We start from the raw sequence: 23,176 nt of genomic DNA on the forward strand, positions 1-23,176 counted from the left end.
TGCTTACTCCCATCCAGCCCTTGGGGTAAAGAAGACTCCATGAGGCGACTTACCCACTGGAATAACAGTAGCTAACTTCATAGTTGGGATATCGATGACTCCCACTTTTTTTGAGAACCGCAAGGTAACCCAAAGTGTTTTTCCGTCAGGAGTGATTTCCATGTCATCAGGACCTGCCGGGAGCCCAGTGATGTCGCCAACCTTTTCCAAGGTCTGCATGTTTATCAGACTAATTGTGGAGGCAATACGGTTACTCACAAATACATGCTTCTTATCCCCTAGAGGGCGGAAGTTATGCGCGCCCTTACCTGTTGGAATGCGTTTTACTTCTTTGCGATTTTTCCAATCAATCACCTGAACATTATCTTCGCCAGTAATACCAACCAATAGGTACTGATCACCAGGCGTCATCCATAAGCCTGCAGGAACCTTGCCTGTCGGTATTACCCACAATACATTTTGTGTTTCAAGATCAATTGCAGCAAGTTCATTTGAGTCTTGTAAGGTAATAAATGCAATTTTGCTGTCAGCTGTAAATGCAATATGGCTTGGAGTCTTTGCCAACTTCACAGTCTTCGCTAATTTGAGATTAGCGCCATCGGCCGCATATATATCGACACGATCTAAGCGGTTGCCGTTTGCCACAAACCATTTGTGATTCGGAGAATATCCAATTTGGTATGGATCAATGATGTTTGGAATTCTGCCAGTTAACTCACCAGTGGTTGGGTTCATTAATGCCACATCATTACCTGCCGCGTTTGCGATTAGCAAAGTCTTTTGATCCGGAGTCAACATCAGGTGGTGAGGCTCTTTACCAACTGGAATTGTTTTGATGACTTGACGAGTGCGCATATCAATCAAACTAATGGAAGCTTCGCCAGAATTGAGAATCACTGCCAACTTAGGTTGATTGGCTGCTACCTGTACTGCAGCGTTACTCGCTTGCGCAAATGCATTTTGATTGACTAAAAGGAGAGTCAAAAAAGCGGAGGTCGCAATTGTGCGAAAACCTCTAATCTTGATAAATGTATACATACCCCCATTGTAAGCAATCGAGAGCCCCAAAATGACCTCTAGGCTGCAATGGATTTGACTTAGCGCAAACTGGCTAAAACCTTTTCAAGGCGCTTTAAGGATATCGGGGTTGGGGTTTTCAACTCCTGAGCATATAAAGCCACCCTCAGCTCCTCTAATTGCCAACGGAAATCCATTAAAGCCTGGTCTTCGGCCATCGCATAGGATAAGCCGCCCTTATTCCCCTGCACCATTTTTTGCCATGGACGTGCAACCGATTCCCAATCTTTTTGACACTGGGCATCGCGACTTGGGTTGGAGCGCAATTTATCAATCCGCATAGCAATGGCCTTTAAGTAGCGCGGCACATGAACCAGTTGGGCATACGGTATCTCTGCAACAAATTTGGGGAATATCAAACCCTGCACCTGCGCCTGAATATCAGCATAAGCGCTCGGTGACGCCGCTTTTGCACTGGCGATTTTTTTCTGTAAATCCGCGTGGGCTTGCAATGCATTTAATGCGTGACGAGAAATCTCTTGGGCGATGAGTGCCAATCTTGGTTTGCCTGCTTGTAAGCGTTCTGCAAATTGCTCAGCATTCACTGGCAATGGCTCAGCCATATAGGCACGCTCAAGAGCTAAATTCAAAATCTGCTGAATCAATCCCTCTACTGAGCCCACATTAATGAAGAGCAGGCCTAATTCACGAATCCCTGGCAACTGTTTTTGCAAAGCCTTGATCGTATCTTTATTGCTAAGCGCAAATAGGCGTCGCAACCCTAAACCATGTTGCTTACGAGCCTCCTCCAGATCATCAAATACCTCTAGATCACAGAAGTCGCCGCGATCCATCAGAGCAGGATAACCAAATAAAGTTTTATTGCCTTTTTGTATCTCTAATGTTTCAGGTAGCTCGCCAAACTCCCAGGCACGATAACCGCCCTGCTTCACTCTTCGTGTTGCATCAACAGAGCCTGTACCGCCATTTGAATTAGCTTGAGTTTTTTTACCTACTGGCGGCTCTACGCCTAGCTCGACCTGAGCAGTTTCTTGGGCAATTACCTGGAAAGCATTTCGAGCAGTCTGCCCATACTCAGATCGTAATCGAGCTAGATTGCGCTCCACTTCTAACTGTCGCCCATGCTCATCAATCAAGCGGAAGTTCATTGAGGAGTGCAAAGGCAGAGCCTCTGGTCTGAAGTCAGTACGTTTAATCTCCAATCCACGCTCTTTGCGGATGTCGCTAATTAAACTATCTAAGAAGTCGCCAACACCAAATTGCTTATCTTCTAACTTACGCTCCAGAAATGATTTTGCGTAATCCGGCAATGGCACACAATGACGGCGAAGTTTTTGGGGTAAGGACTTCAGAAGTAGTAGCGTCTTTTCTTCACACATGCCTGGCACAAGCCACTCGCAACGACGCCCATCCACTTGGTTCAACTGCGTCAAAGGAACAACAAGCGTCACACCGTCTTTAGGGCTGCCAGGTTCGAAGTGATACGTCAGGCTCAGTTGCGCACCGCCCACCAGCATCGTCTTAGGGTAACGATCCACAGTAATACCTGCTGCCTCGTGGCGCATTAGGTCTGCCTTTTCAAGGCGAAGTTGAGCATCTAGCTCACTTCCTTGATTTTTATCTTCTCCGCCTTTTTTAGCTAACCACGCTTTAAGACTGTCTCGACTACATACTCCTTTTGGAATGCGTGACTCGTAGAAAGCAAATAGCAACTCATCATCTACCAAAACGTCTGGTCGACGTGAGCGATGCTCTAGATCTTCAATCTCTTTAATGAGACGACGGTTATGCCAAAAGAATCCAAACAGATTTGGGTATTTTTTCTTGGCGTCAGCTTCGGTCTCACGTTGCAATGCTGGCGTATCCATACGCCCAAACATTTCTTCTTGGACTAGGGCTTGACGGATAAATAGTTCGCGCGCTTCTTCAGGGTTATGTGGCTCAAAACGCACGCGACGGCCATGGTAAATCGGCAACCCGTACAAAGTGCCACGTTCAAACGCCATAACTTCGCCCTGACGGATATCCCAGAAGGGATCGCTCAACGATTTAATCAGGCGATGCGCAGCAACCCGCTCTACCCATTGCGGCTCAATCTTGGCAATGGTTCTGGCATACATGCGATTAGTTTCTTGCAGTTCGCCGGCCAAAATCCAGGCACCCGCTTTTTTACCAATGGTAGACCCAGGCCAGATGAATGGACGTATACCTCGGGCGCCAACATATCCACCAGTTTTGCTATTGCGATCCTGGGATTTTTCATCCTCTTCTTTTTTAGCGACATACCCAAGTAAGCCTGTTAATAATGAAAGGTGAACTTGTTCATAGGTTGCGGCCAAGCCATTTTCTTTCCAACCCTTTTCGCCAAGCATCGTATGGAGTTGACCGTGGACATCGCGCCATTCACGTAAGCGACGTGGCGACAGAAACTTACTCTTACAGAGATTCTCTAGCTGACGATTACTGTGCTTATGTTGTAAAGCATCCTGATACCAATTCCAGAGCTTTACGAAACTTAAAAATTCAGAACGCTCATCAGCAAATTGCAAATGCGCTTGATCTGCAGCAGCGGTCTGATCCATGGGTCGATCACGCGGGTCTTGTGTGGCTAACGCTGAAGCAATGATGGTTACTTCCTTTAAAGCATTCTGCTCTTTTGCAGCCAAAAGCATTCGTCCAATACGGGGATCTAATGGCAAATCTGCAAGCTGTTTACCAATGACAGTGAGTTTGAAGCTGTTGTTGATGTCCTTCCCATCTGATGGCTCTGACTCATCAAACTCAATTGCGCCCAACTCATCCAAAAGCTGTACGCCGTCTGCAATTGCCCTGCCTAGTGGCTTATCAATAAATGGAAAGTGCTGAATCTTTGGCAAGCGTAAGGAGCTCATGCGCAACAGCACTGCTGCTAGTGAACTACGTAATATTTCAGGGTCTGTAAATTTTGGACGGCCATGATAATCTTGCTCACTATACAAACGCACGCAGATGCCATCCGATACACGACCACAACGCCCCGCCCTTTGATTGGCGGCTGCTTGAGAGATCGGCTCTATTTGGAGCTGTTCAACCTTGTTACGGTATGAGTAGCGCTTTACTCTCGCTAGTCCGCTATCAATCACATAACGAATATTGGGAACCGTTAATGAAGTCTCTGCAACGTTCGTTGTCAGAATAATCCTGCGACCATTGCCCGGACTAAACACTCTTTCTTGCTCGACAACGGACTGACGTGCAAAGAGACTCAGAATCTCTGGATGAAAGCGTTGCTGCAGGACATGATCTTTACGTAAAGCTTCTGCGCAGTCACGTATCTCGCGCTCACCTGGCAAAAATACTAATACATCTCCAGCACCAGCGGCACCCTCACGCCACAAGCTTGCAATCTCTTCGGTAACGGCATCCGGAATTTCTTTGGCAGTCTTCGACTCTTTCTTGCCATCGGGCTTAGCATCTGGCTCCAGCGGTGCATAGCGCTGCTCTACCGGAAACAGTCGACCACTCACCTCAATAACCGGCGCCACCTTGCCATTCATAGCAAAGTGTTCCGCAAATCGTTGTGCATCAATCGTTGCTGAAGTGATGATGAGTTTCAGATCGGGTCGCTTAGGCAGAAGCTGACGCAAATAGCCCAATAAGAAATCAATATTCAGGCTACGCTCATGTGCCTCATCGATGATGAGCGTGTCATAAGCGCGCAGCTGTGGATCACGCTGCGTCTCTGCCAACAATATACCGTCTGTCATGAGTTTGATGGATGCTGTGTTGCTGGTCTTGTCGGCAAAACGTACTTGGTAGCCAACATCCTGGCCGATGGGTGAACCTAGCTCTTGGGCGATACGCTTGGCTGTTGCAGTTGCCGCGATCCTGCGGGGTTGAGTGTGCCCAATGAGCTTGCCGCCGTTAACAGTGCCTCGACCCAGATCTAAGCAGATCTTTGGCAGCTGCGTGGTCTTACCTGAGCCCGTCTCTCCGCACACAATGACCACCTGATGGCTCTGCAAGGCATCCTTGATCAGCTGACGCTGACCAGAGACCGGCAATTCCTCCGGAAAGCGAATATCTAGCTTCCGCAAGGTGTTGGAAGCAGGCACAGGCTTTGGGATTGCTTTGGGTTTTTGTTGGTTTATAGGCTCTTGCACCCTATAATTTTCTCACTATGCCAACAAATGCACCAAACCAGGCCTCATTGGCCGATGAAACGACCTCCAACTTCCCTTTTGTAGGGTGGCTGCGTGATGTTGCACCCTATATTCATAGCTTCCGTGAAAAGACCTTTGTTATTGCTTTTGCGGGTGAACTCGTACAAGAAATTGGTCTTGAGAACCTGATTGAAGATATCGCCATGTTGCACGCCATGGGCATGCGTATTGTGTTGGTGCACGGCATTCGTCCGCAGATTGAAGAGCAACTCATGCTCCGTAAGATCAAGAGCAAGTTCGGCAAGAGTGCTATGCATAGCTACCGAATTACCGATGCTGCTGCACTAGAGTGCGTCAAAGAAGCTGCCGGTGAATTACGTCTAGATATTGAAGCAGCGTTTAGCCGTGGTCTTCCAAATACACCAATGGCGGGTTCACGTATTTCAGTAATCTCTGGCAACTTTATTACTGCTATGCCAGTAGGCGTTGTCGAGGGTACCGACTACATTCATACGGGACTAGTTCGCAAAGTCGACTCAGGCTCAATTAGACAGTCTCTGGATAGCAACAAAATTGTTTTGCTCTCACCTTTGGGTTTTTCACCAACGGGTCAAGCATTCAACTTGGCGTATGAGGATGTAGCAGCATCTACCGCTGCAGCGCTCAAAGCAGATAAGCTCATTTTCTTAAGTCCATACGCTGGCCTCAAAGATGCTGAGGGTGATTTCATTACTGAACTGTCGATGCCACAGCTACATGAGTATGTTGCCCAGAACAAAGATATGGATCTTGGTATGAAGGGTCTATTGAATACTGCTGGCAGAGCGATTCGGGCTGGTGTTGGCCGCGTTCACTTCCTCCCTTGCAACCAAGATGGAGCCCTCCTGGAAGAACTCTTTACCCATGATGGTATTGGCATGATGCTGGCTTCATCCGATATTGAAAACTTACGTGAAGCCAACCAAGATGATGTTGGCGGCATTTTGCAACTGACCATGCCTCTAGAAGAGGAAGGCATTCTGGCTGCTCGTGGTCAAGATGTGATTGAACGTGATATTCAACGCTTCTCTGTGATTGAACATGATCGCGTACTTTTCGGTTGTGCCGCCCTCTTCCCATTCCCGAATGGCGTTGGCGAGCTAGCCTGCCTTGCCGTTGATCCTGATGTTCAAGGATCCGGTGACGGTGAGCGTCTACTAAAGCGCGTTGAGATGCGCGCCAAACAAGAAGGCATCAAGAAATTATTTGTTCTCACGACTAGAACTGAGCATTGGTTCTTAAAGCGCGGCTTTAAACGAGCATCAGTGGATGACTTGCCCGAAGAAAGAAAACAAATTTATAACTGGGACCGCAAGTCCATGGTTTTAACTAAAGATCTATAAGAAACGCTAGAAATACTTGAAAGGCACTACAAATGGCACGCATGGTTCAATGCATCAAACTCAACAAAGAAGCTGAAGGCATGGATTTCGCCCCTCTTCCTGGAGAGCTGGGTAAAAGAATATGGAATCAAGTATCAAAAGAAGCTTGGGCTGGCTGGTTGAAGCAGCAAACCATGTTGATTAATGAAAATCGCCTCAATATGGCAGACCCGCGCGCACGCCAATACCTTTTAAAACAGGTAGAAAAGCATTTCTTTGAGGGGGGCGCTGATACCGCACAAGGTTACGTACCTCCAGCATCAGAATAAATAGTGCTCACCCTTGATTTGGGATGTTGACAAGCCCAAATCACAAGCATAGGATGGAGACGTAGTAAGGCAGATATGGTGTCCTACTACATTGGCGAAAGCCAATCTGAATAAGTACATCTATGTGCTTATAGGCTAAGGAACCAAATACCTTCCGAGCGCCTGCGCCATGCAAACCATGGCAAAACAACCCGATGGGGATACCCCGTCGGGTTTTTTATTTCCTAGAGAACAATGCGCTCAACACCTGCAGAGTTACTAACTAGCAAAATATTGGCTTTTTCTTTGGCAAACAAACCTACGGTGATGACGCCAGCAATTTGATTGATCTGCGCTTCCATTTGAATGGGGTTTGCAATCTTTAAGCATGCGACATCCAAAATCCACCCACCGTTATCCGTCACGAATGGCTCGCTAGGAGTTTGATTGAGGTCGGCGCGCGTATTTTTTGCTAAGCGGAGTGTCACCTTACCGCCAAACTTTTCCAACTCACGGCTCACGATACCTTTCGCAAGAGGAATGATTTCTACTGGTAGTGCAAAGTTACCCAGCACAGGCACTTGTTTAGAGGAATCACAAATGCAAATGAATTGATTTGCCATGGAGGCAATGATTTTTTCCCTCGTGAGTGCCCCGCCGCCACCTTTAATCATGTGTCCAGCCGGGTCGATTTCATCCGCACCGTCGACATAGGCAGGTAAGCCTTTCACATCGTTTGGGTCAAGTACTTTAAAACCGTGCTTTAGTAAGCGCTCAGTAGTTGCATTAGAACTAGATACCGTACCTGCAAAATGATCCTTATGCGGAGCTATTGCATCAATAAAACAATTGGCTGTAGAACCCGTGCCTACGCCCAAAATCTGTCCAGCAGGCAACTTGAGAACCTCGTCTCTGGCCGCTTCACCTACCATTTGCTTGAGTTGATCTTGATTCATATAACTATCGAACGCCTTTACTGGAACTGAGTAATTAATCCATCTATCATATGATAATTACAAGTAAACCAATTTAGAGTATTGAGCAAGCCCATGAATAGCACCGCCCCAGCATCAAGCCAGTTAGAACAACTCAAGAAACTCACTACGGTTGTAGCCGATACAGGTGATTTTGAGCGTATGCAGTCCTTCCAACCGCAGGATGCGACTACCAACCCATCACTCATTCTAAAAGCTGCTCAGCAAAGTAATTACCAGGATTTAGTGCAATCTGTTAAAGCAGCTCACCCAGGCATGAGCCCTACGGAACTAGTTGATTACATTTTGGTTGCCTTTGGCTTAGAGATTTTGAAGATTGTCCCTGGTCGCGTTTCTACCGAAGTGGATGCCAGACTCTCATTTGATACCAAAGGTACTGTAGCCAAGGCTAAACACTTAATTGCTCTATATGAATCTCATGGGATCGATCGCAAGCGCATTCTGATTAAATTAGCCGGCACATGGGAAGGCATCGCCGCTGCGAAAGAATTAGAAGCCCAAGGCATTCATTGCAATATGACCCTACTCTTCTCTTTAGTTCAGGCAGCAGCCTGTGGCGCAGCCAATGCTAAATTGATTTCCCCGTTTGTAGGACGCATTACCGATTGGAATAAAGCCAAGCTTGGCTCCAACTGGAGTGATGCAGTTAATGGCGGAGCAAATGATCCTGGTGTGACTTCAGTGAAGAGAATTTTTCATTACTACAAGCACTTTGGCATCCCTACCGAGATCATGGGCGCAAGCTTTAGAAACACCAGTCAGATATTGGAGTTGGCGGGTGTCGACTTACTAACAATTAGCCCCGAACTATTGGCCGAACTTCAAAACAGCAATGCATCAGTTGAGAAAAAACTCAATCCTGCCAATGCCCAAGCAGCATTGCAGTCCGAAGGCATCACACCCCTTAAGCTCGATGAATCTAGCTTCCGCCTGCAGCTCAACAACGATGCCATGGCGACCGAGAAATTAGCCGAAGGTATACGGAACTTCTGCATTGATACAGAAAAGCTGGAAGCGCTACTAGCCCAGTAATTCCCTGCTAGGAATTAAATAAGGCCCGTTACTTCTTACCAGTATTAATGCCCAATATTGAGTAGGCTGGGCAATTACCGATCATTCCCGTTAATAAGGGAATAACGCCAATCCAGGCCCAGGGACCAGTAATACCAAAACCAGCTAAACCCATCAGGGTTACGCCAACAGTCATTCGCAGAACGCGATCTGTGTGTCCCATATTGCATTTCATATGAAGCTCCTTGTTTTACTTGGCAGCTTTGTCAGATACTTTGGCCAGGCGCTGTCTCAATGCCTCGTATAAGCATACGCCACTTGCAACGGATACATTCAAACTTGAGACCACACCCTGCATCGGAATACGGACTAACTCATCACAGTTTTCTTTTGTGAGGCGACGCATACCCTCACCTTCAGCCCCCATGACAATGCCAATCGAGCCCGTAAGATCGATGTCATAGATTGACTTGGTCGCTTCGTCATCAGTGCCGATGAGCCAAACACCTGCTTCTTGCATTTCTTTCATGCTACGAACGAGGTTGGTAACGGTGATGACTGGCATGACTTCTGCTGCGCCACTAGAAACCTTGCTCACAGTGGCATTAATGGATGCCGAACGATCTTTAGGTATCACCATGGCGTCTACACCAGCGCCATCTGCTACGCGCAAACATGCGCCAAAGTTATGAGGATCGGTAACGCCATCTAAAACCAAAAATAATGGTTTCTTCTGCGCGCTCTCAGCATCTTCTACTACTTCAGTGACGGTTCTTGCAACAGTCATTTTTTCAGCCAAAGCAACTACGCCTTGATGACGGTCATGCCCAGTTAACTTATGCAAGCGCTCCGCGTCAGCCGCATGCAAACGTTCGCCCAAAATCTCTTCGGCTTGTTTGAGGAAATCACCCATGCGTCTGTCTCGACGACCAGAATCAAAGTACACTGACTTCAAACTGCCCGGATCGACACGCAATCGCGCTTGTACCGCATGAAATCCAACTAATATTTGCTTCATCTTTTTTGTTTAATCTTACTTTTCTAATGAATCTTTATTTACGGCGCGCTTTAGTGCTGCGAACTGGAGGTTTGCTGCCGGCTGGTTTGCCAATCGATCTTCCAGACTTAATAGTCTTGCCGGTTTTACGTGTCGCTTTGCTCTTGGACTGATTAGCACCGAGTGTGCCCGCAGATTTGGCCGCATTGACATTGATTCCGCTAGGTTTTTGAGGAATCTTATTATCTGGGCGACTCTTTTTGGAGGCTGCTTTTTTATTTGGTCTGCCAGTATCAGCTGCCAACAAGAGTTGACGACGATTAGATGATCCGCCAGGCTCTACCCCAACGGATTTAACTAGGCTAAATTCAATTTTGCGAGCATCCAAATCAACACGACTTACCAATACATGCAAGCGATCGCCTAAGCGATAACGAATACCGGTGCGCTCACCACGCAACTCTTGACGTGCTTCGTCATACTGGAAGTAATCACCGCCAAGTTCAGTGACATGCACCATGCCTTCAACAAACAGATTTTCCAACTGAATGAATAGACCAAAGTTGGCTACTCCAGTTACCGTACCAGCATACTCTTGACCCAAATGGTCACGCATGTAGTAACACTTGAGCCACGCCTCGACATCACGCGATGCTTCATCGGCACGACGCTCGTTGGAGGAACAGTGAACGCCTAACTGACCCCAAATTGGCAGCGCCGCATTTACTCCTTTAGGTGTTTTTGCGCCCTTGACCCCTGCTTTTGCATCGCTTTGGGATTTCTTAGCATTGACTGCATTCTCGCGACCCTTACCTTTGCGTGGCAGGGTTAAGTTGAGAGGCACTTTCGGTGGCAATACCGGTACGTAAGGTTTTTTCTGCAGAATCGATTTGATAACCCGATGCGTGAGTAAGTCAGGGTAACGACGAATCGGACTCGTGAAATGAGAATACGCTGGATAAGCCAAGCCAAAGTGACCCTCGTTATCTGGTTGATACATCGCCTGCTGCATAGATCGCAGTACAACCGATTGGAGCATATTGGCATCAGGTCGTTCTTTGATTTCACGCATCAATTTAGCGTAATCACGTGGCTTAGGCTTATCTCCACCGCCCAATGAGAGGCCAGAGGTTCTAAGAACCTGACGCAAGGTAACCAGCTTCTCTTCTGATGGCTCGGCGTGAACACGATACAAGCTGAGGTGCTTATTTTTATCAATGAAGTCTGCGGCACAAACGTTAGCTGTCAACATGCACTCTTCAATTAAGCGGTGCGCATCATTACGAAGACGCGGCTCAATACGCAGAATCTTGCCAAGTTCATTGCTAATGATTTGGGTCTCAGTCGTTTCGAACTCAATAGCACCCCGCTTTTCACGGGCAGATAACAAAATCTTATACAGCGAGTAGAGATTCGTTAGTAAGGGGCGGAACTGTGCAAAACGTGCCGCCTCAGGACCTTTACTATTAGAAAGGATCTCCCAAACAGTTTCGTAAGTAAATCGTTGTGCTGAGTGCATCACCGCTGGATAGAACTGATAGGCTAAAACAATACCATTGTTATCCACAACCGAATCGCAAACCATACACAAACGATCTACACCTGGATTAAGAGAGCAAAGACCATTTGAGATCTTCTCTGGCAACATTGGGATCACACGTCTTGGGAAATACACCGAAGTAGCTCGCAGTAAGCCCTCATCATCCAATGGCTGACCTGGTTTGACGTAATGCGATACGTCGGCAATCGCAACGATTAAACGCCAAGCCTTAGTCTGACCGTACATGACTGGCTCACAGTACACAGCATCATCAAAGTCGCGCGCATCAGCACCGTCAATAGTAACCAAAGGCACATCACGCAGATCAACGCGACCTTCTAGATCTGATTGCTGCACAGCATCCGGCAACGCTGTCGCCTCTTTCATGGCGGCAGCAGAAAACTCATGAGGCACGCCATACTTCCGCACAGCGATTTCGATTTCCATACCGGGATCATCAATCTCACCCAAAACCTCTACCACTCGTCCAACTGCTTGGCGATAGCTATCTGGGTAATCAATAATCTCGACACTCACCACTTGGCCTAATTTGGCATTGCCCTGAGCTTTTGGCGGAATCAAAATATCATGACCGATACGCTTATCTTCTGGCGCAACAATCAAAACACCATTTTCATTTAGGAGACGCCCGATAACTACTTTATTGGCATGAAGAACAACTTCAACGATTTGACCTTCAGGACGACCACGACGATCGGTTCCTAAAACTCTGACATTCACTCTGTCGCCGTGCATGACGCGTGACATTTCCCTTTCAGATAGAAAAATATCCTCACCACCATCATCGGGAATAACAAATCCAAATCCATCTCGATGCCCTTGAACCGTTCCCAAACGGTCAGCTTCACGCGGCACCAAGTTTTTTGCTTTACGCATTTAATTCCTTCGGCAATACATGCCCTGTATATATCTAGTGATATCTATTTTTGTTATGAATAAGGCTACTGTATCAAACCACCAAGTCTGATGGGAAAAAGCCAAATGGGGCCAGAAATGACCTAGAAATACCCATCCCTCTATAATAAAGGCATGCCCAGGTGGCGAAATTGGTAGACGCACCAGCTTCAGGTGCTGGCGATCGTAAGGTTGTGGGGGTTCGAGTCCCTTCCTGGGCACCAAATAGCTTAAAGTCGCCCTTAAGAGCCTGAATACAGGGTTCTGCTGCTCAACTGCTGAACCCAACCCATTACCAGTCTATAACCTCTAAATTGAACCTCGCCCTACTCAAAACCTCTAGCAAGAAGAATAAAAGGATTAGCCTTTTTTCAGCTACTGCCCTGGGTATTGGCGGGATGATGGGTGCAGGACTCTTTTCCCTACTGGGTACTGCAAGCGCTCATGCAGGAACACATATTCCGCTAGCCTTTTTGCTGGGAGCCATTGCTGCGTCTTTCTCGGTCTATTCCTACGCCAAATTGGGTGCCACGTTTCCCAGTAGCGGAGGAGCTGCCACATTCACTGTAATGAGTTTTGGTCCAGGCGTTATTTCAGGCGGCCTCAATATATTTCAATTCATAGCATACCTAATAGCTGCTGCGCTTTACGCTGCCGGATTTTCTGAATACGCCAATACCTTGCTAGGCGGCAATTTATCACCACTAGAAATAAAACTGGTTAGCGCTGGCATAGTTATTTTTTGCGCCGGCATTAAATTACTTGGGACTAATTTTGTTGGCAAGGTAGAAGCGCTAGCAATTGGCTTTGTGACGATTGCTCTCATACTCTTTTCTATAGATGGCATTCATGTTGCCGATATTGGCGCATATAAGATGTCTAGCTGGTCTATTGATGGCATTGCTATTGCTACTGGTATTTTGTACATCAACTATCAAGGGTTTGGCGTAGTAACCAACTCTTCAAATGCTATGCAAGAGCCCCATAAGGAACTGCCCCTTGCGATGTTTTCGGCGCTTGTTCTAGTAACTATCGCATATGTTCTAGTCAGTACCGCAGCCATCCTGCTGCTCTCCCCTGCTCAAATGGCTGCCTATAACGGCCATGTATTGGCTGATGCAGCCAAAATCGTAGCTGGAAATACTGGCTTTGTTGTTATTGGTACATCTGCGCTCTTAGCTTGTGCCGCAGCCCTCAATGCGACGATCTTTGCTGCATCCAATATCGCTGCTGATATGGCTAACAAGAACTCAATTTCCAAAGCACTTGGCGTGAACGTACTGAAAACGGGGCTGCGCTCTTTATCTATATCAACCGCTTTAGTAATTGCATTGGTATTGGCCTTTCCGCTTGAGGTGGTTGGGAAAATGGCAAGTCTCGCCTTTTTATTGGTCTACGCCGCAATTACCTTTGGGCATATTCGTGTTCGCAAGCAAACTGGCGCCAAGCTTTGGCCACTCTGGGCAGCAATCATCATCAACTTAAGTTTGTTTGCGACCTTATTTATCAATGTGATTGAGAGCGCTCGAGGTAGTGCAATCGCTCTCATTGCCGCCCTAATTGGATCGTTTGCGGTAGAAGCTACTTCCCGTAAATTTCTGAGAAAGGAATCATAGCCCCATTGAGCGGTGCAAGATTTTTGCTTTCATTTCCAACCAAAGGCTCTCAAAGTCTTCAGTCTTTTCTTCAGATAGTTTAATGGGCTCGAAGAGTCCTCCAAAAATAATGGAACCCTTTTTAACCAAGGTCTTCTCAAATTCACCCAAGTCAATTGGCTTGTCATCCATATCCCTAGTTAACTGAGCTGAGCAAACAATCGCTTCAGCATCATCCCTATCAATCACCGCAAACTCAATGTACTGCTGATTTTTTTCAACAATCACCAGTGTTCCGCGAGCATAGCAAACAGCATCATGCTGTTGAACGATATATGCTAGAAATTGATTCTTTTCTTCCTCACCCTCATAGGGTAGATCATCTATAAAGAAAAGATATTGATCACCCTCGCCGTTTACTAAAGTAAAGACTTTCGGCACCACCCCATGCCCCAAGGCCAAATTACGATAGTAGGATGAAATTTCTACAGCAAGATTTTCAGAAAATAAGTGCATAACAATTAATAGAGACTTACTCTTTACGAGTTTTAATGGATTCGATTATTTTATAGAAGGCGTCGGGTTGCACAGAGTTCTGCCCTTTGAAAGGCTGATCAGTAATGACCAATAGAGAAATCAGCGCCCCCATAGTGATCGGCAAAATTTTCAAACCAAAGAAAAAAGAGTCTGATGGCAGAAATAAGGTATTGATGCTCATCAACGCAAACATACAAATCAGAATCACTATCCAAAATAGGCCTGGCAGACGGATAGTTGATCGCTCGATACGAGCCTCCCTACTTTCTGCCACCTCTTCTGACTTCTTAATAATGTCGGTGTACATAGCGGTTTGACGATTGGTGTGAGGTTCAATCGCCATCAGTTTTCGTGAAATGCCACGCCACAACATATGCGTCTTGGTGCTTCCCTCGCCCTTTTGCAATAGAGCCCATTCGTCATTGACGATAGAATTCATATACTCAAATAACTCGGCACGTATAGGTGCAATGGAAGGATCGCCAAAACGGGTCAGCAAGCGGTCCAAGTTATTAATACGTCCCGCTTCTTGAGAAACCAAGGTCTGAACCTCGCGAAAATTGGTCTGTGCTTGATTTAGTAAAAAACCAATTAATAAACCACTTAAAGTAATAATAGATCCAAAAAGTCCTAAACCTAATCGAGTGCTATCTTGGGTTGGCGCAAAGATGGGAACGCATTGCAGTAAACGCGGCAATACATCTAGCAAGGTAACAAAAAAGAGAACCAGTATTAATAAGATTTGGACATTACTTTTTTTGTATATCCAATTGAAGAACGCATCTTCACGTCGAGTATTCATGGGCCTAACTATTTATATACTTATTTAAAAAATTCATTGTGCGCTCCCAAGCTAGCTGTGCAGCCTCAGCGTTGTACTTCAAGGGCGATAGGCCACGAGTATCTGACCTAGGGTTTGCAAATGCATGTTTAGTGTCATAGCGATGAAATTCATAATTCACGCCTGCCTGCTTTAATTTATCCTCCAGTTGATCTACACCGGAGATTGGGAAGAATTCATCATGCATTGCCCAGTGCCCGAGAATTGGCTTTGTAATCGCTTGGGCGTTTACATATTCCAGCGGAGGGTTGCCATACCAAACTATCGAGCCATCAAGCTCAGGCACATTGCAGGCAGCCAAGATGGTGAGTGCACCACCCATACAGAAGCCCGTTACCGCAACTTTGGCACTCCCAGTAGCTTTTAGATACTGAACGGCGCCACGGATATCTTGTCCGGCAGCATCACCAAAATTAAGATCGCCCATTAGATGCTCTGCTTCATTTGCTTCGATGGCCAACTTACCGCGATATAAGTCAGGAACTAACGCCCTGTACCCAGTACTTGCAAGACGATCAGCTACCGCCTTGACCTCGTCATCTAGACCCCACCACTCCTGAATCACAACCACTCCTGGAGCGTTGGACTTATCGACCGGCTCAGCAAGGTAACCCCTTACTACTTGTCCATCGGGTCTTTTAAATTCAATCATGGGTATCTCCTTATGCATTTTTTGTATCAGAATGAATATATCCTACCAGCCAGAAAGTGAGCAACCCACAAATTGAGGCGCCATAGCCCACGAGGTTGTAGTGCTGCATCATGCCATCAGGCCCAATAGTCACTATCCAACCAGCCAAAACTGAGGCAATACCCGAGGACAGCATTTGTACCGAACCAACCAAACTCATAAAGGTTCCGCGAATCTTGTTTTCAACCACTTGACTCACCATTGCCATTGCCGGAATCATTCTTCCTGATACTAAAACGAAAAATGCGGTTGAATTAATCAACACGATCCATAGAGGCGTTACCGGTAAATTAGTTGTTACCAAGATCGGTATAAGACTAACAATTGCCAAGACCCGGAAAACAGCAACCTTTCCATACTTATCAGACATATGGCCTATAAAACGAGAGCTCAATAGGGTAGCTACACCACCACAAAGGTAAATCAAAGAAATATAAGAGTTACTAATTCCAACATTGGAGGTGAAATAGAGAGCGATATAAGGGATAACAGAGAAACCTGTAATCATAATGAGTGCCATGAATACAAAAGCTTTGATATGCGAAGGCACAATCAAGATCTTCAAAACCTGACTCAATCGACTGCCTTCATGAACATGATCTAAATGTTCTGCGATCTTAGGAATATTGCGATAGCCTAAATACAGAATCAGACTTGAAATTAAGGTGATAAAAAAGAATGGTGCACGCCAACCCAAACTTGGGATATGGTTCGCAAGAAATAATCCCAAGGGAACTCCAGCAACTGTCGAGACCGAAAATGCAGCCATTACCGTACCTAGCGCCTTACCTCTCCGCTCAAAGGGAATTGAGTCAGCGACAATCGTTTGAACTAGGGAACCCAGAATGCCGCCAAAGGCACCAGCAAATGCGCGAGCAATAAAGAGCGCTTCATAGTTGGGGGCTAAGCCACAAGCAAAAGTGGCGATAATAAAGAGCGCATACAAACTTAGCAGAAGTTGCCTGCGCTCAAAGCGATCAACATAATAAGTAGCCAAAATACCAGCAGCGGCTGCGGCAAATGTATAAGAAGAAAGCAGCAAGCCAAATTGATGCGTGTTGATATTGAGCTCCCGAATAAATTCAGGGCCCAATGGCATCATGATCATGAAATCCAAGATGTGGGTGAACTGTATGCCTGCCAAAGAAAACAAAAAGAAGCGTTCTCGCTTCTTGGTTTCAACAGTATGAGGGGCGGTATTCAAGGGATGCTTTACTTGGCTTAATCAATATGACATTATCGTCTTTGGACGAAATACTTGCCTATTTATTTCAAGTCATACAAAACTTATGTCTACTGCTACCGACGCCATTATTCAATCTTCCCTAGCAGGACTACCGCTATGGCCCTTAGTCCGGAATACTTTTTTTGGCATCTTTGGCATCATCATCGTTCTGCTATACCATGGAAGTACTATTAATTTTCTCATCACCCGCTTTGAGAGATTGACCAATAAAAACCTAGCAAAGAAACAATATAACCGAGTTTTTTTTCATTTTTATTTATCATTTTTTTACATCGCTATTATTCATCTGACAGAAATCGTCATCTGGACGGTCTATGTTCATCAACTCGATTTAATTGACAATGCAGTGCAAACATTATTGTTTGTTGGCAGCTGCTACACTACGGTGGGATTTGTTGAGGATCTTCTGCCAGATGGCTGGAAAAGCCTTGCATTCTTCATATCATTTTCTGGCTTGTTTGCAATCGCATGGACTACCTCTGTCATGATTGGCATGACCAACTCATATAAAGCAGCCTGGAATCTAAAGCACCACCAAAAAGATCCTACCGCCTCTTAAGGTAGTACCCATAAACACAGCGATTTCCACCTCTTGATGGGTCATGGGTATCGTGTATCACACCATCAATGATGGTCGTCAGATGCTTGGAAACCTTCGCAATCAGCACGCCCTCTGGAAGCTCGTCGGGGCGTAGATGCACCTGGCATCCCGCTCCCACCTTCATGGTGGGTACCCAGTCAAATCCCTGAGCCAGAATGTAATTATGAAAGACATTGCGATGATTGCCATTTCTGGGTGACGAACCTTTAATCTTTAGTCTCTTAGCAAGTCGATCGTATTTGACTTGTGCATATCTTTCGTTTGCAAGCCTGAGGTCTTCGTAGACCTGCATGTAAGGAAGGTTTGCTGCGATTGCAATAGATCTCACAACACAATCCCCTGCCCCTCCTTTAAAGCCAGCCTTCTCCCTACCGCCATCATTTAACTGAAATGAATACTTGGAGTACTTTTTAGAGAAAGGGTTAAGAAATCCGAACATAAAAGTTGGCAAATAAAAAATGGATTTGCTTTGTGGGCAAATCCATTCTTATATAAAGCGCTAAAGAAGTATTAAGCGTGAGCCTTCTTCACTTCTAAACGCCAAGCGTGCAACAAAGGCTCAGTGTAGCCATTAGGCTGCTCAAGACCTTTGAAAATCAGGTCACTTGCTGCTTTGTAGGCATATGAATCTTTGTAATTTGGCATCATTGGTTTATACAAGGGATCGCCAGCATTCTGGCCATCAACTACCTTGGCCATACGCTGCAAAGTTTCATTTACTTGATCTGCAGTCACAATACCATTGAGTAACCAGTTAGCAATGTGCTGGCTAGAGATACGCAAAGTTGCACGATCTTCCATCAAGCCTACGTTATGAATATCGGGCACCTTAGAGCAACCAACGCCTTGATCGATCCAGCGAACTACATAACCCAAAATACCTTGGCAGTTGTTGTCCAACTCTTGCTGAATCTCTTCTTTAGACCAGTTAGCCTTTTCTACCACTGGAATGGTCAACAAATCATTAATTAAGGCTTCCGCTTCAGCCTGAGTATCGAGCTTTTCCATTTCTTTTTGTAGCTCAGCTACGTTTACTTGGTGATAGTGAAGCGCATGCAAGGTTGCAGCAGTTGGAGATGGCACCCAAGCAGTATTGGCGCCTGCTTTTGGGTGAACAATCTTCTGCTCAACCATAGCCTTCATCATGTCTGGCATTGCCCACATACCTTTACCGATTTGAGCACGGCCACGCAAGCCGCAATCCAAACCTGCAAATACGTTACGACGCTCATAGGCTGACAACCACTTGCTGGTTTTCATATCGCCCTTGCGCATCATTGGACCTGCATACATAGCAGTGTGCATCTCATCGCCAGTACGATCTAAGAAGCCAGTATTAATAAAAGCAACACGCGCACCAGCAGCAGCAATCGCTGCCTTGATGTTCGCACTCATGCGACGCTCTTCATCCATGATGCCCAGTTTCACTGTATCAGCTGGCAGGCCGAGTAATTTTTCAACGCGGCCAAACAATTCACCTGCAAAAGCCACTTCTTCAGGGCTATGCATTTTTGGCTTAACGATATAAACAGAACCCTTGCGAGTATTGCCAATGGCTTGACTTGCTGGACGGTTAATATCGTACAAAGCGATCAATACAGTTACAACAGCATCCAAGATACCTTCGTAGATTTCTTTACCCTCCCCGGTAATGATTGCAGGGTTAGTCATCAAATGACCAACGTTGCGGAGGAACAAGAGTGAACGGCCATGTAATGTCACAATGCCATCTTTTGCATCAACAGCGCCAATGCCGGCTTTGTATTTACGGTCTGGGTTGAGTGCACGAGTAATTGTCTTATCACCCTTCTTCACCTCCTCAACCAAAGTTCCCTTGAGGATGCCTAACCAGTTTTCATAAGCAAGAACCTTGTCATCGCCATCCACCGCAGCAATAGAGTCTTCCAAATCTAAGATGGTGGAAAGCGCGGCTTCCAGCACAACGTCATTGATACCAGCAGGATCGCTTGCGCCAATCGTTTTGCTCTTATTAATTTCGATATCAATATGAATGCCGTTGTTACGCAAGAGGATTGAGCTTGGCGCTGAGGCCTCGCCCTGATAACCAACAAATTGCTTCTCATCAGCCAAACCAGTTGTTGTGCCATCTTTTAACTTGACTACCAACTTATTACCATCAACTGTGTAGGCAACTGAGTCACGATGTGAGCCTTTAGCCAATGGAGCTGACTGATCCAAGAAGTTGCGAGCATAAGCAACAACCTTTGCACCGCGAATTGGGTTGTAAGCACCAGTCTTAGTGGCGCCATCTTCTTCAGAGAGAACGTCAGTACCATAAAGGGCGTCATACAAAGACCCCCAACGAGCGTTAGCGGCATTCAATGCATAGCGGGCATTGAGAACTGGAACCACCAACTGAGGACCAGCTTGAAGAGCCAGTTCATCATCTACGTTCTTAGTTGTTGCAGTGATCTTGCCTGGAACATCTACCAAGTAATCAATCTCTTTTAGAAACTTGCGATATGCAGGCATATCGGTAATTGGGCCTGGATTGGCTTGATGCCATTTATCTAAATCCGCCTGAATGCGATCACGTTTTGCGAGTAAGGCTTCGTTTTTTGGAGTGAGATCCTTAACGATTTCATCAAAACCCTTCCAAAAGTCAGCACTCTTAATACCGGTACCTGGAAGCACTTTGTCTTCGATAAAACGATATAAGGGGGTTGCCACTTGAAGGCTATTACAGGTAGTGCGCGCAGTCATGTTGTTATCTTCTTATGCAAAAGTTAATAAATTAAATCGAATTGGTTATTTTCCATTAATCCTGAAAAGGATGCTGGAGGAGAATGGTTTCATCACGCTCTGGACCGGTAGATACCATTGCGATTGGCTTACCAGCAACTTCCTCAATACGACGCAGGAAGTTTTGAGCCTCAACAGGCAGCTTGCCCCACTCACGGATACCAAAGGTTGTGCCCTTCCAGCCTGGGAAATCTTCATAAATTGGTTCGCAGCGAGCCACTGATTCTGCGCCACGCGGTAATACATCCAATTTCTTACCATCGAGCTTGTAGCCAACGCATAAGCGAATAGTTTCAAGGCCGTCTAGAACATCTAGCTTAGTAATACATAGTCCAGACAAGCCATTGATCTGAATGGAGCGCTTTAATGCAGCAGCATCCAACCAGCCAGTACGGCGTGGACGTCCAGTGACAGAACCAAATTCTTTACCCACTTCAGCTAAACGCACTCCAACCGGATCTTGTTTAGCAGGATTGTCATGATCATAAAGTTCACTTGGGAATGGGCCAGCACCAACACGGGTGCAATAGGCTTTAGTAATACCCAAAATGTATTGCAATGAATCAGGTCCAACTCCTGAACCTGCAGCAGCATTACCTGCTACGCAGTTACTGGAAGTAACGTATGGATAAGTGCCGTGATCAATATCCAACAAGGTGCCCTGAGCACCTTCAAACAGCAAATTCTGACCAGATTGCTCGGCAGCATATAAAGCACTAGAGACATCCACCACCATCGGCTTAAGACGCTCTGCGTAGGACATGGCTTCAGCCAATGTCTTCTCGTAATTTACTGGCTCTGCACCGTAGTAATTGGTGAGCATGAAATTGTGATATTCCAAGTTTTCACGCAACTGCTCAGCAAATTTTTCCGGGTAAAACAAATCTTGTACACGCAATGCACGACGTGCCACTTTATCTTCGTAAGCAGGACCAATGCCACGCCCAGTGGTACCGATCTTCGCTTCGCCACGCTTCTTCTCGCGTGCATGGTCAATTGCCACGTGGTACGGCAGGATCAATGTAGTTGCTTCAGAAATCTTGAGGCGTGATTGAACATCTAAACCTGCTGCTTCTAATTCGCCAATCTCTTTGAAGAGCGCTTCTGGTGAAAGAACTACGCCATTACCGATATAGCAAATAACAGATTTATGCATGATTCCAGATGGAATCAAACGAAGAATTGTTTTCTTATCGCCAATGATCAAAGTATGACCAGCATTGTGGCCACCCTGGAAGCGAACTACTGCTTTTGCATGATCAGTTAACCAATCTACCACCTTACCTTTGCCTTCATCACCCCATTGGGTGCCAATGACAACTACGTTACGACCTTTAGCTTGCTGCTTTGAAGACATAATGAAATCCAAAAAGATAATTACAAAATAAGTTAACTGTTCACTGCTTTAATTTAATAACTGCCTGACTTCTTTTTTACTTCCCAAGAGTTGCCCCGCTTTACAAGCTCTCGGTCACATTCGTATTCAGCAGCCTCAAGGGTTGTGCCTGCTAGAACCTGTATCACTACCTCACCCTGAGCTCTGAGGGTGGCAATAGCTTTGTTTAAATCAGCATCCTCTAACCAAGGCGCAATGATTGCCATCTTGCGGACACTTAAAGGCGACAAACTTGCTAGCGTTAATAGATCCAAAGAAAAACCAGTAGCAGGACGTGGACGTCCAAAGGCTTGACCAACATGATCATAGCGGCCGCCTCTTGCAATTGGCTGCGGTAATTGGTCAACATAGGCGGCAAACATCACACCACTGTGATACTGATAGCCACGCAAATCAGCCAGATCAATACTGAGCTCTAAATTGGCAGATAGTTTTGCTGCGGCTGACACCAAACGCTCAAGATCCGCTAAAGCCTGGTCAATAGCAGCATGCTTAGGTAAGTCTTTTTTTGCCTTTGTCAGCACTTCTACACAAGGACCATTTAACTCGGTCAAAGTGATCAGTGCTTTTGCAATATTTGCTGGCAAGCAAGTTGCCCATTGAGTCAGGCGTGGACGATCTTTGCTTTGCAAAAGACTGTACAAAGCCTCAACCGTATCTTTATTTAAGTTCTGACCATCTAAGATGCCAGCCAAAATACCAGCATGGGACAAATCTATATAGACCTTCTCTAAACCAGCAACCGACAAAGTTTTGAGTAATAGAGTAATGGCCTCTAAATCAGCTTCCCAAGTGGAACATCCATAAATCTCAGCGCCTAATTGCAATTCTTCGCGAGCAGAGCTGCCCACTGGAGTGCGAGCGTGCGCAACAGAGCCTGCATAACAAAGACGGGTAACCCCAGCGCGATTTAAGAGGTGAGCATCAATTCGCGCTACCTGTGGTGTCATATCTGCACGCAGACCTAAGGTACGACCAGATAATTGATCCACCAATTTGAAGGTCTGAAGATTAAGATCCGAACCAGTGCCGGTTAATAAAGAATCCAAGAACTCCAAAATTGGAGGGGCAACTAACTCATAACCATAAGACTGATATAAATCCAAAATGGCGCGACGCAAAGACTCAACCTTGCGAGCCTCAGCAGGCAAAACATCTGCAATATCTTCAGGAAGTAACCAGCGATTCATGATGTGAGC

At 46.0% G+C, this 23,176-nt stretch carries 19 protein-coding genes and 1 tRNA gene; 6 read left to right on the forward strand and 14 right to left on the reverse strand.

All coding sequences use genetic code 11. From position 1 onward, the window contains the following. Positions 1–3: 3 nt before the first annotated feature. The gene (locus tag ICE93_RS08965; protein WP_255554574.1) at positions 4–1,038 is read right to left on the reverse strand and encodes a beta-propeller fold lactonase family protein; all 1,035 of its coding nucleotides are present in this window, start codon (positions 1,036–1,038) and stop codon (positions 4–6) included. Between the two features lie 59 nt (positions 1,039–1,097). After that, positions 1,098–5,144, reverse strand: a complete 4,047-nt coding sequence (gene hrpA, locus ICE93_RS08970) for an ATP-dependent RNA helicase HrpA (protein WP_370624629.1) — start codon at positions 5,142–5,144, stop codon at positions 1,098–1,100. Positions 5,145–5,197: 53 nt separating this feature from the next. Between hrpA and argA the strand changes: the two genes are divergently transcribed. Both argA and ICE93_RS08980 read left to right on the forward strand, forming a co-directional pair. Beyond that, on the forward strand, positions 5,198–6,562 hold the full coding sequence (argA, locus tag ICE93_RS08975) for an amino-acid N-acetyltransferase (protein ID WP_216187463.1): 1,365 nt from the start codon (positions 5,198–5,200) through the stop codon (positions 6,560–6,562). Between the two features lie 32 nt (positions 6,563–6,594). After that, positions 6,595–6,870: an oxidative damage protection protein gene (locus ICE93_RS08980; RefSeq protein ID WP_216187465.1), complete on the forward strand. Its 276-nt coding sequence runs from the start codon at positions 6,595–6,597 to the stop codon at positions 6,868–6,870. 224 nt (positions 6,871–7,094) lie between these two features. Here ICE93_RS08980 and rpiA read toward each other — a convergent pair whose 3' ends face one another. Continuing rightward, entirely contained in the window at positions 7,095–7,805 is a 711-nt protein-coding gene (gene rpiA / locus ICE93_RS08985; protein ID WP_216187467.1) for a ribose-5-phosphate isomerase RpiA, read from the reverse strand. Between the two features lie 93 nt (positions 7,806–7,898). On the opposite strand from rpiA, the gene tal reads away from it, so the two are divergent. Next, the gene (tal, locus tag ICE93_RS08990) at positions 7,899–8,876 is read left to right on the forward strand and encodes a transaldolase (RefSeq protein ID WP_216187469.1); all 978 of its coding nucleotides are present in this window, start codon (positions 7,899–7,901) and stop codon (positions 8,874–8,876) included. A 28-nt stretch (positions 8,877–8,904) separates the two neighbouring features. On the opposite strand, the gene ICE93_RS08995 is transcribed toward tal, so the two are convergent. The 3 genes from ICE93_RS08995 to rnr are packed head-to-tail and all read right to left on the reverse strand — an operon-like array spanning position 8,905 to position 12,289. After that, positions 8,905–9,090, reverse strand: coding sequence for a DUF2892 domain-containing protein (locus tag ICE93_RS08995; protein WP_068321183.1), 186 nt, complete (start codon positions 9,088–9,090; stop codon positions 8,905–8,907). A gap of 15 nt (positions 9,091–9,105) precedes the next feature. Next, positions 9,106–9,873, reverse strand: coding sequence for a 23S rRNA (guanosine(2251)-2'-O)-methyltransferase RlmB (gene rlmB, locus ICE93_RS09000; protein ID WP_216187471.1), 768 nt, complete (start codon positions 9,871–9,873; stop codon positions 9,106–9,108). Positions 9,874–9,907: 34 nt separating this feature from the next. Further along, a complete protein-coding gene (gene rnr / locus ICE93_RS09005; RefSeq protein WP_216187472.1) occupies positions 9,908–12,289 on the reverse strand; it encodes a ribonuclease R in 2,382 nt (793 codons plus the stop codon). A 155-nt stretch (positions 12,290–12,444) separates the two neighbouring features. On the opposite strand from rnr, the gene ICE93_RS09010 reads away from it, so the two are divergent. Both ICE93_RS09010 and ICE93_RS09015 read left to right on the forward strand, forming a co-directional pair. Beyond that, positions 12,445–12,531: transfer RNA gene (locus tag ICE93_RS09010), tRNA-Leu, on the forward strand. 90 nt (positions 12,532–12,621) lie between these two features. Next, on the forward strand, positions 12,622–13,923 hold the full coding sequence (locus tag ICE93_RS09015) for an APC family permease (protein ID WP_216187474.1): 1,302 nt from the start codon (positions 12,622–12,624) through the stop codon (positions 13,921–13,923). Here the strand turns inward: ICE93_RS09015 and ICE93_RS09020 are convergent. Genes ICE93_RS09020 through ICE93_RS09035 form a run of 4 tightly spaced genes read right to left on the reverse strand, consistent with a single transcriptional unit; the run spans position 13,918 to position 17,175 of the window. Next, complete coding sequence (locus ICE93_RS09020) at positions 13,918–14,418, reverse strand: hypothetical protein (protein ID WP_216187476.1); 501 nt, start codon at positions 14,416–14,418, stop codon at positions 13,918–13,920. The genes ICE93_RS09015 and ICE93_RS09020 overlap by 6 nt on opposite strands. Before the next feature lie 16 nt (positions 14,419–14,434). Next, complete coding sequence (locus ICE93_RS09025) at positions 14,435–15,241, reverse strand: DUF4239 domain-containing protein (protein WP_216187478.1); 807 nt, start codon at positions 15,239–15,241, stop codon at positions 14,435–14,437. 4 nt (positions 15,242–15,245) lie between these two features. Further along, positions 15,246–15,932 (reverse strand): dienelactone hydrolase family protein, encoded by a 687-nt coding sequence (locus tag ICE93_RS09030; RefSeq protein ID WP_216187480.1) that lies wholly within the window; start codon positions 15,930–15,932, stop codon positions 15,246–15,248. Between the two features lie 10 nt (positions 15,933–15,942). Beyond that, positions 15,943–17,175, reverse strand: a complete 1,233-nt coding sequence (locus ICE93_RS09035; RefSeq protein WP_216187481.1) for an MFS transporter — start codon at positions 17,173–17,175, stop codon at positions 15,943–15,945. 85 nt (positions 17,176–17,260) lie between these two features. Here ICE93_RS09035 and ICE93_RS09040 point away from each other — a divergent pair, with 85 nt between their 5' ends. After that, positions 17,261–17,776, forward strand: coding sequence for a hypothetical protein (locus ICE93_RS09040; RefSeq protein WP_216187483.1), 516 nt, complete (start codon positions 17,261–17,263; stop codon positions 17,774–17,776). On the opposite strand, the gene ICE93_RS09045 is transcribed toward ICE93_RS09040, so the two are convergent. From ICE93_RS09045 to ICE93_RS09060, 4 genes are all read right to left on the reverse strand, one after another. Then, positions 17,763–18,257 (reverse strand): hypothetical protein, encoded by a 495-nt coding sequence (locus ICE93_RS09045; protein WP_216187485.1) that lies wholly within the window; start codon positions 18,255–18,257, stop codon positions 17,763–17,765. The genes ICE93_RS09040 and ICE93_RS09045 overlap by 14 nt on opposite strands. A 71-nt stretch (positions 18,258–18,328) precedes the next feature. Beyond that, a complete protein-coding gene (locus ICE93_RS09050; protein ID WP_216187487.1) occupies positions 18,329–20,542 on the reverse strand; it encodes a malate synthase G in 2,214 nt (737 codons plus the stop codon). A 55-nt stretch (positions 20,543–20,597) separates the two neighbouring features. Next, entirely contained in the window at positions 20,598–21,938 is a 1,341-nt protein-coding gene (locus ICE93_RS09055; protein WP_216187489.1) for an adenylosuccinate synthase, read from the reverse strand. Positions 21,939–21,991: 53 nt separating this feature from the next. After that, the gene (locus ICE93_RS09060; protein ID WP_216187491.1) at positions 21,992–23,167 is read right to left on the reverse strand and encodes an ATP phosphoribosyltransferase regulatory subunit; all 1,176 of its coding nucleotides are present in this window, start codon (positions 23,165–23,167) and stop codon (positions 21,992–21,994) included. Positions 23,168–23,176: the final 9 nt, after the last annotated feature.

The sequence above is a fragment of the Polynucleobacter sp. MWH-HuK1 genome (assembly GCF_018881815.1).
In the GTDB taxonomy this organism is placed as follows: domain Bacteria; phylum Pseudomonadota; class Gammaproteobacteria; order Burkholderiales; family Burkholderiaceae; genus Polynucleobacter.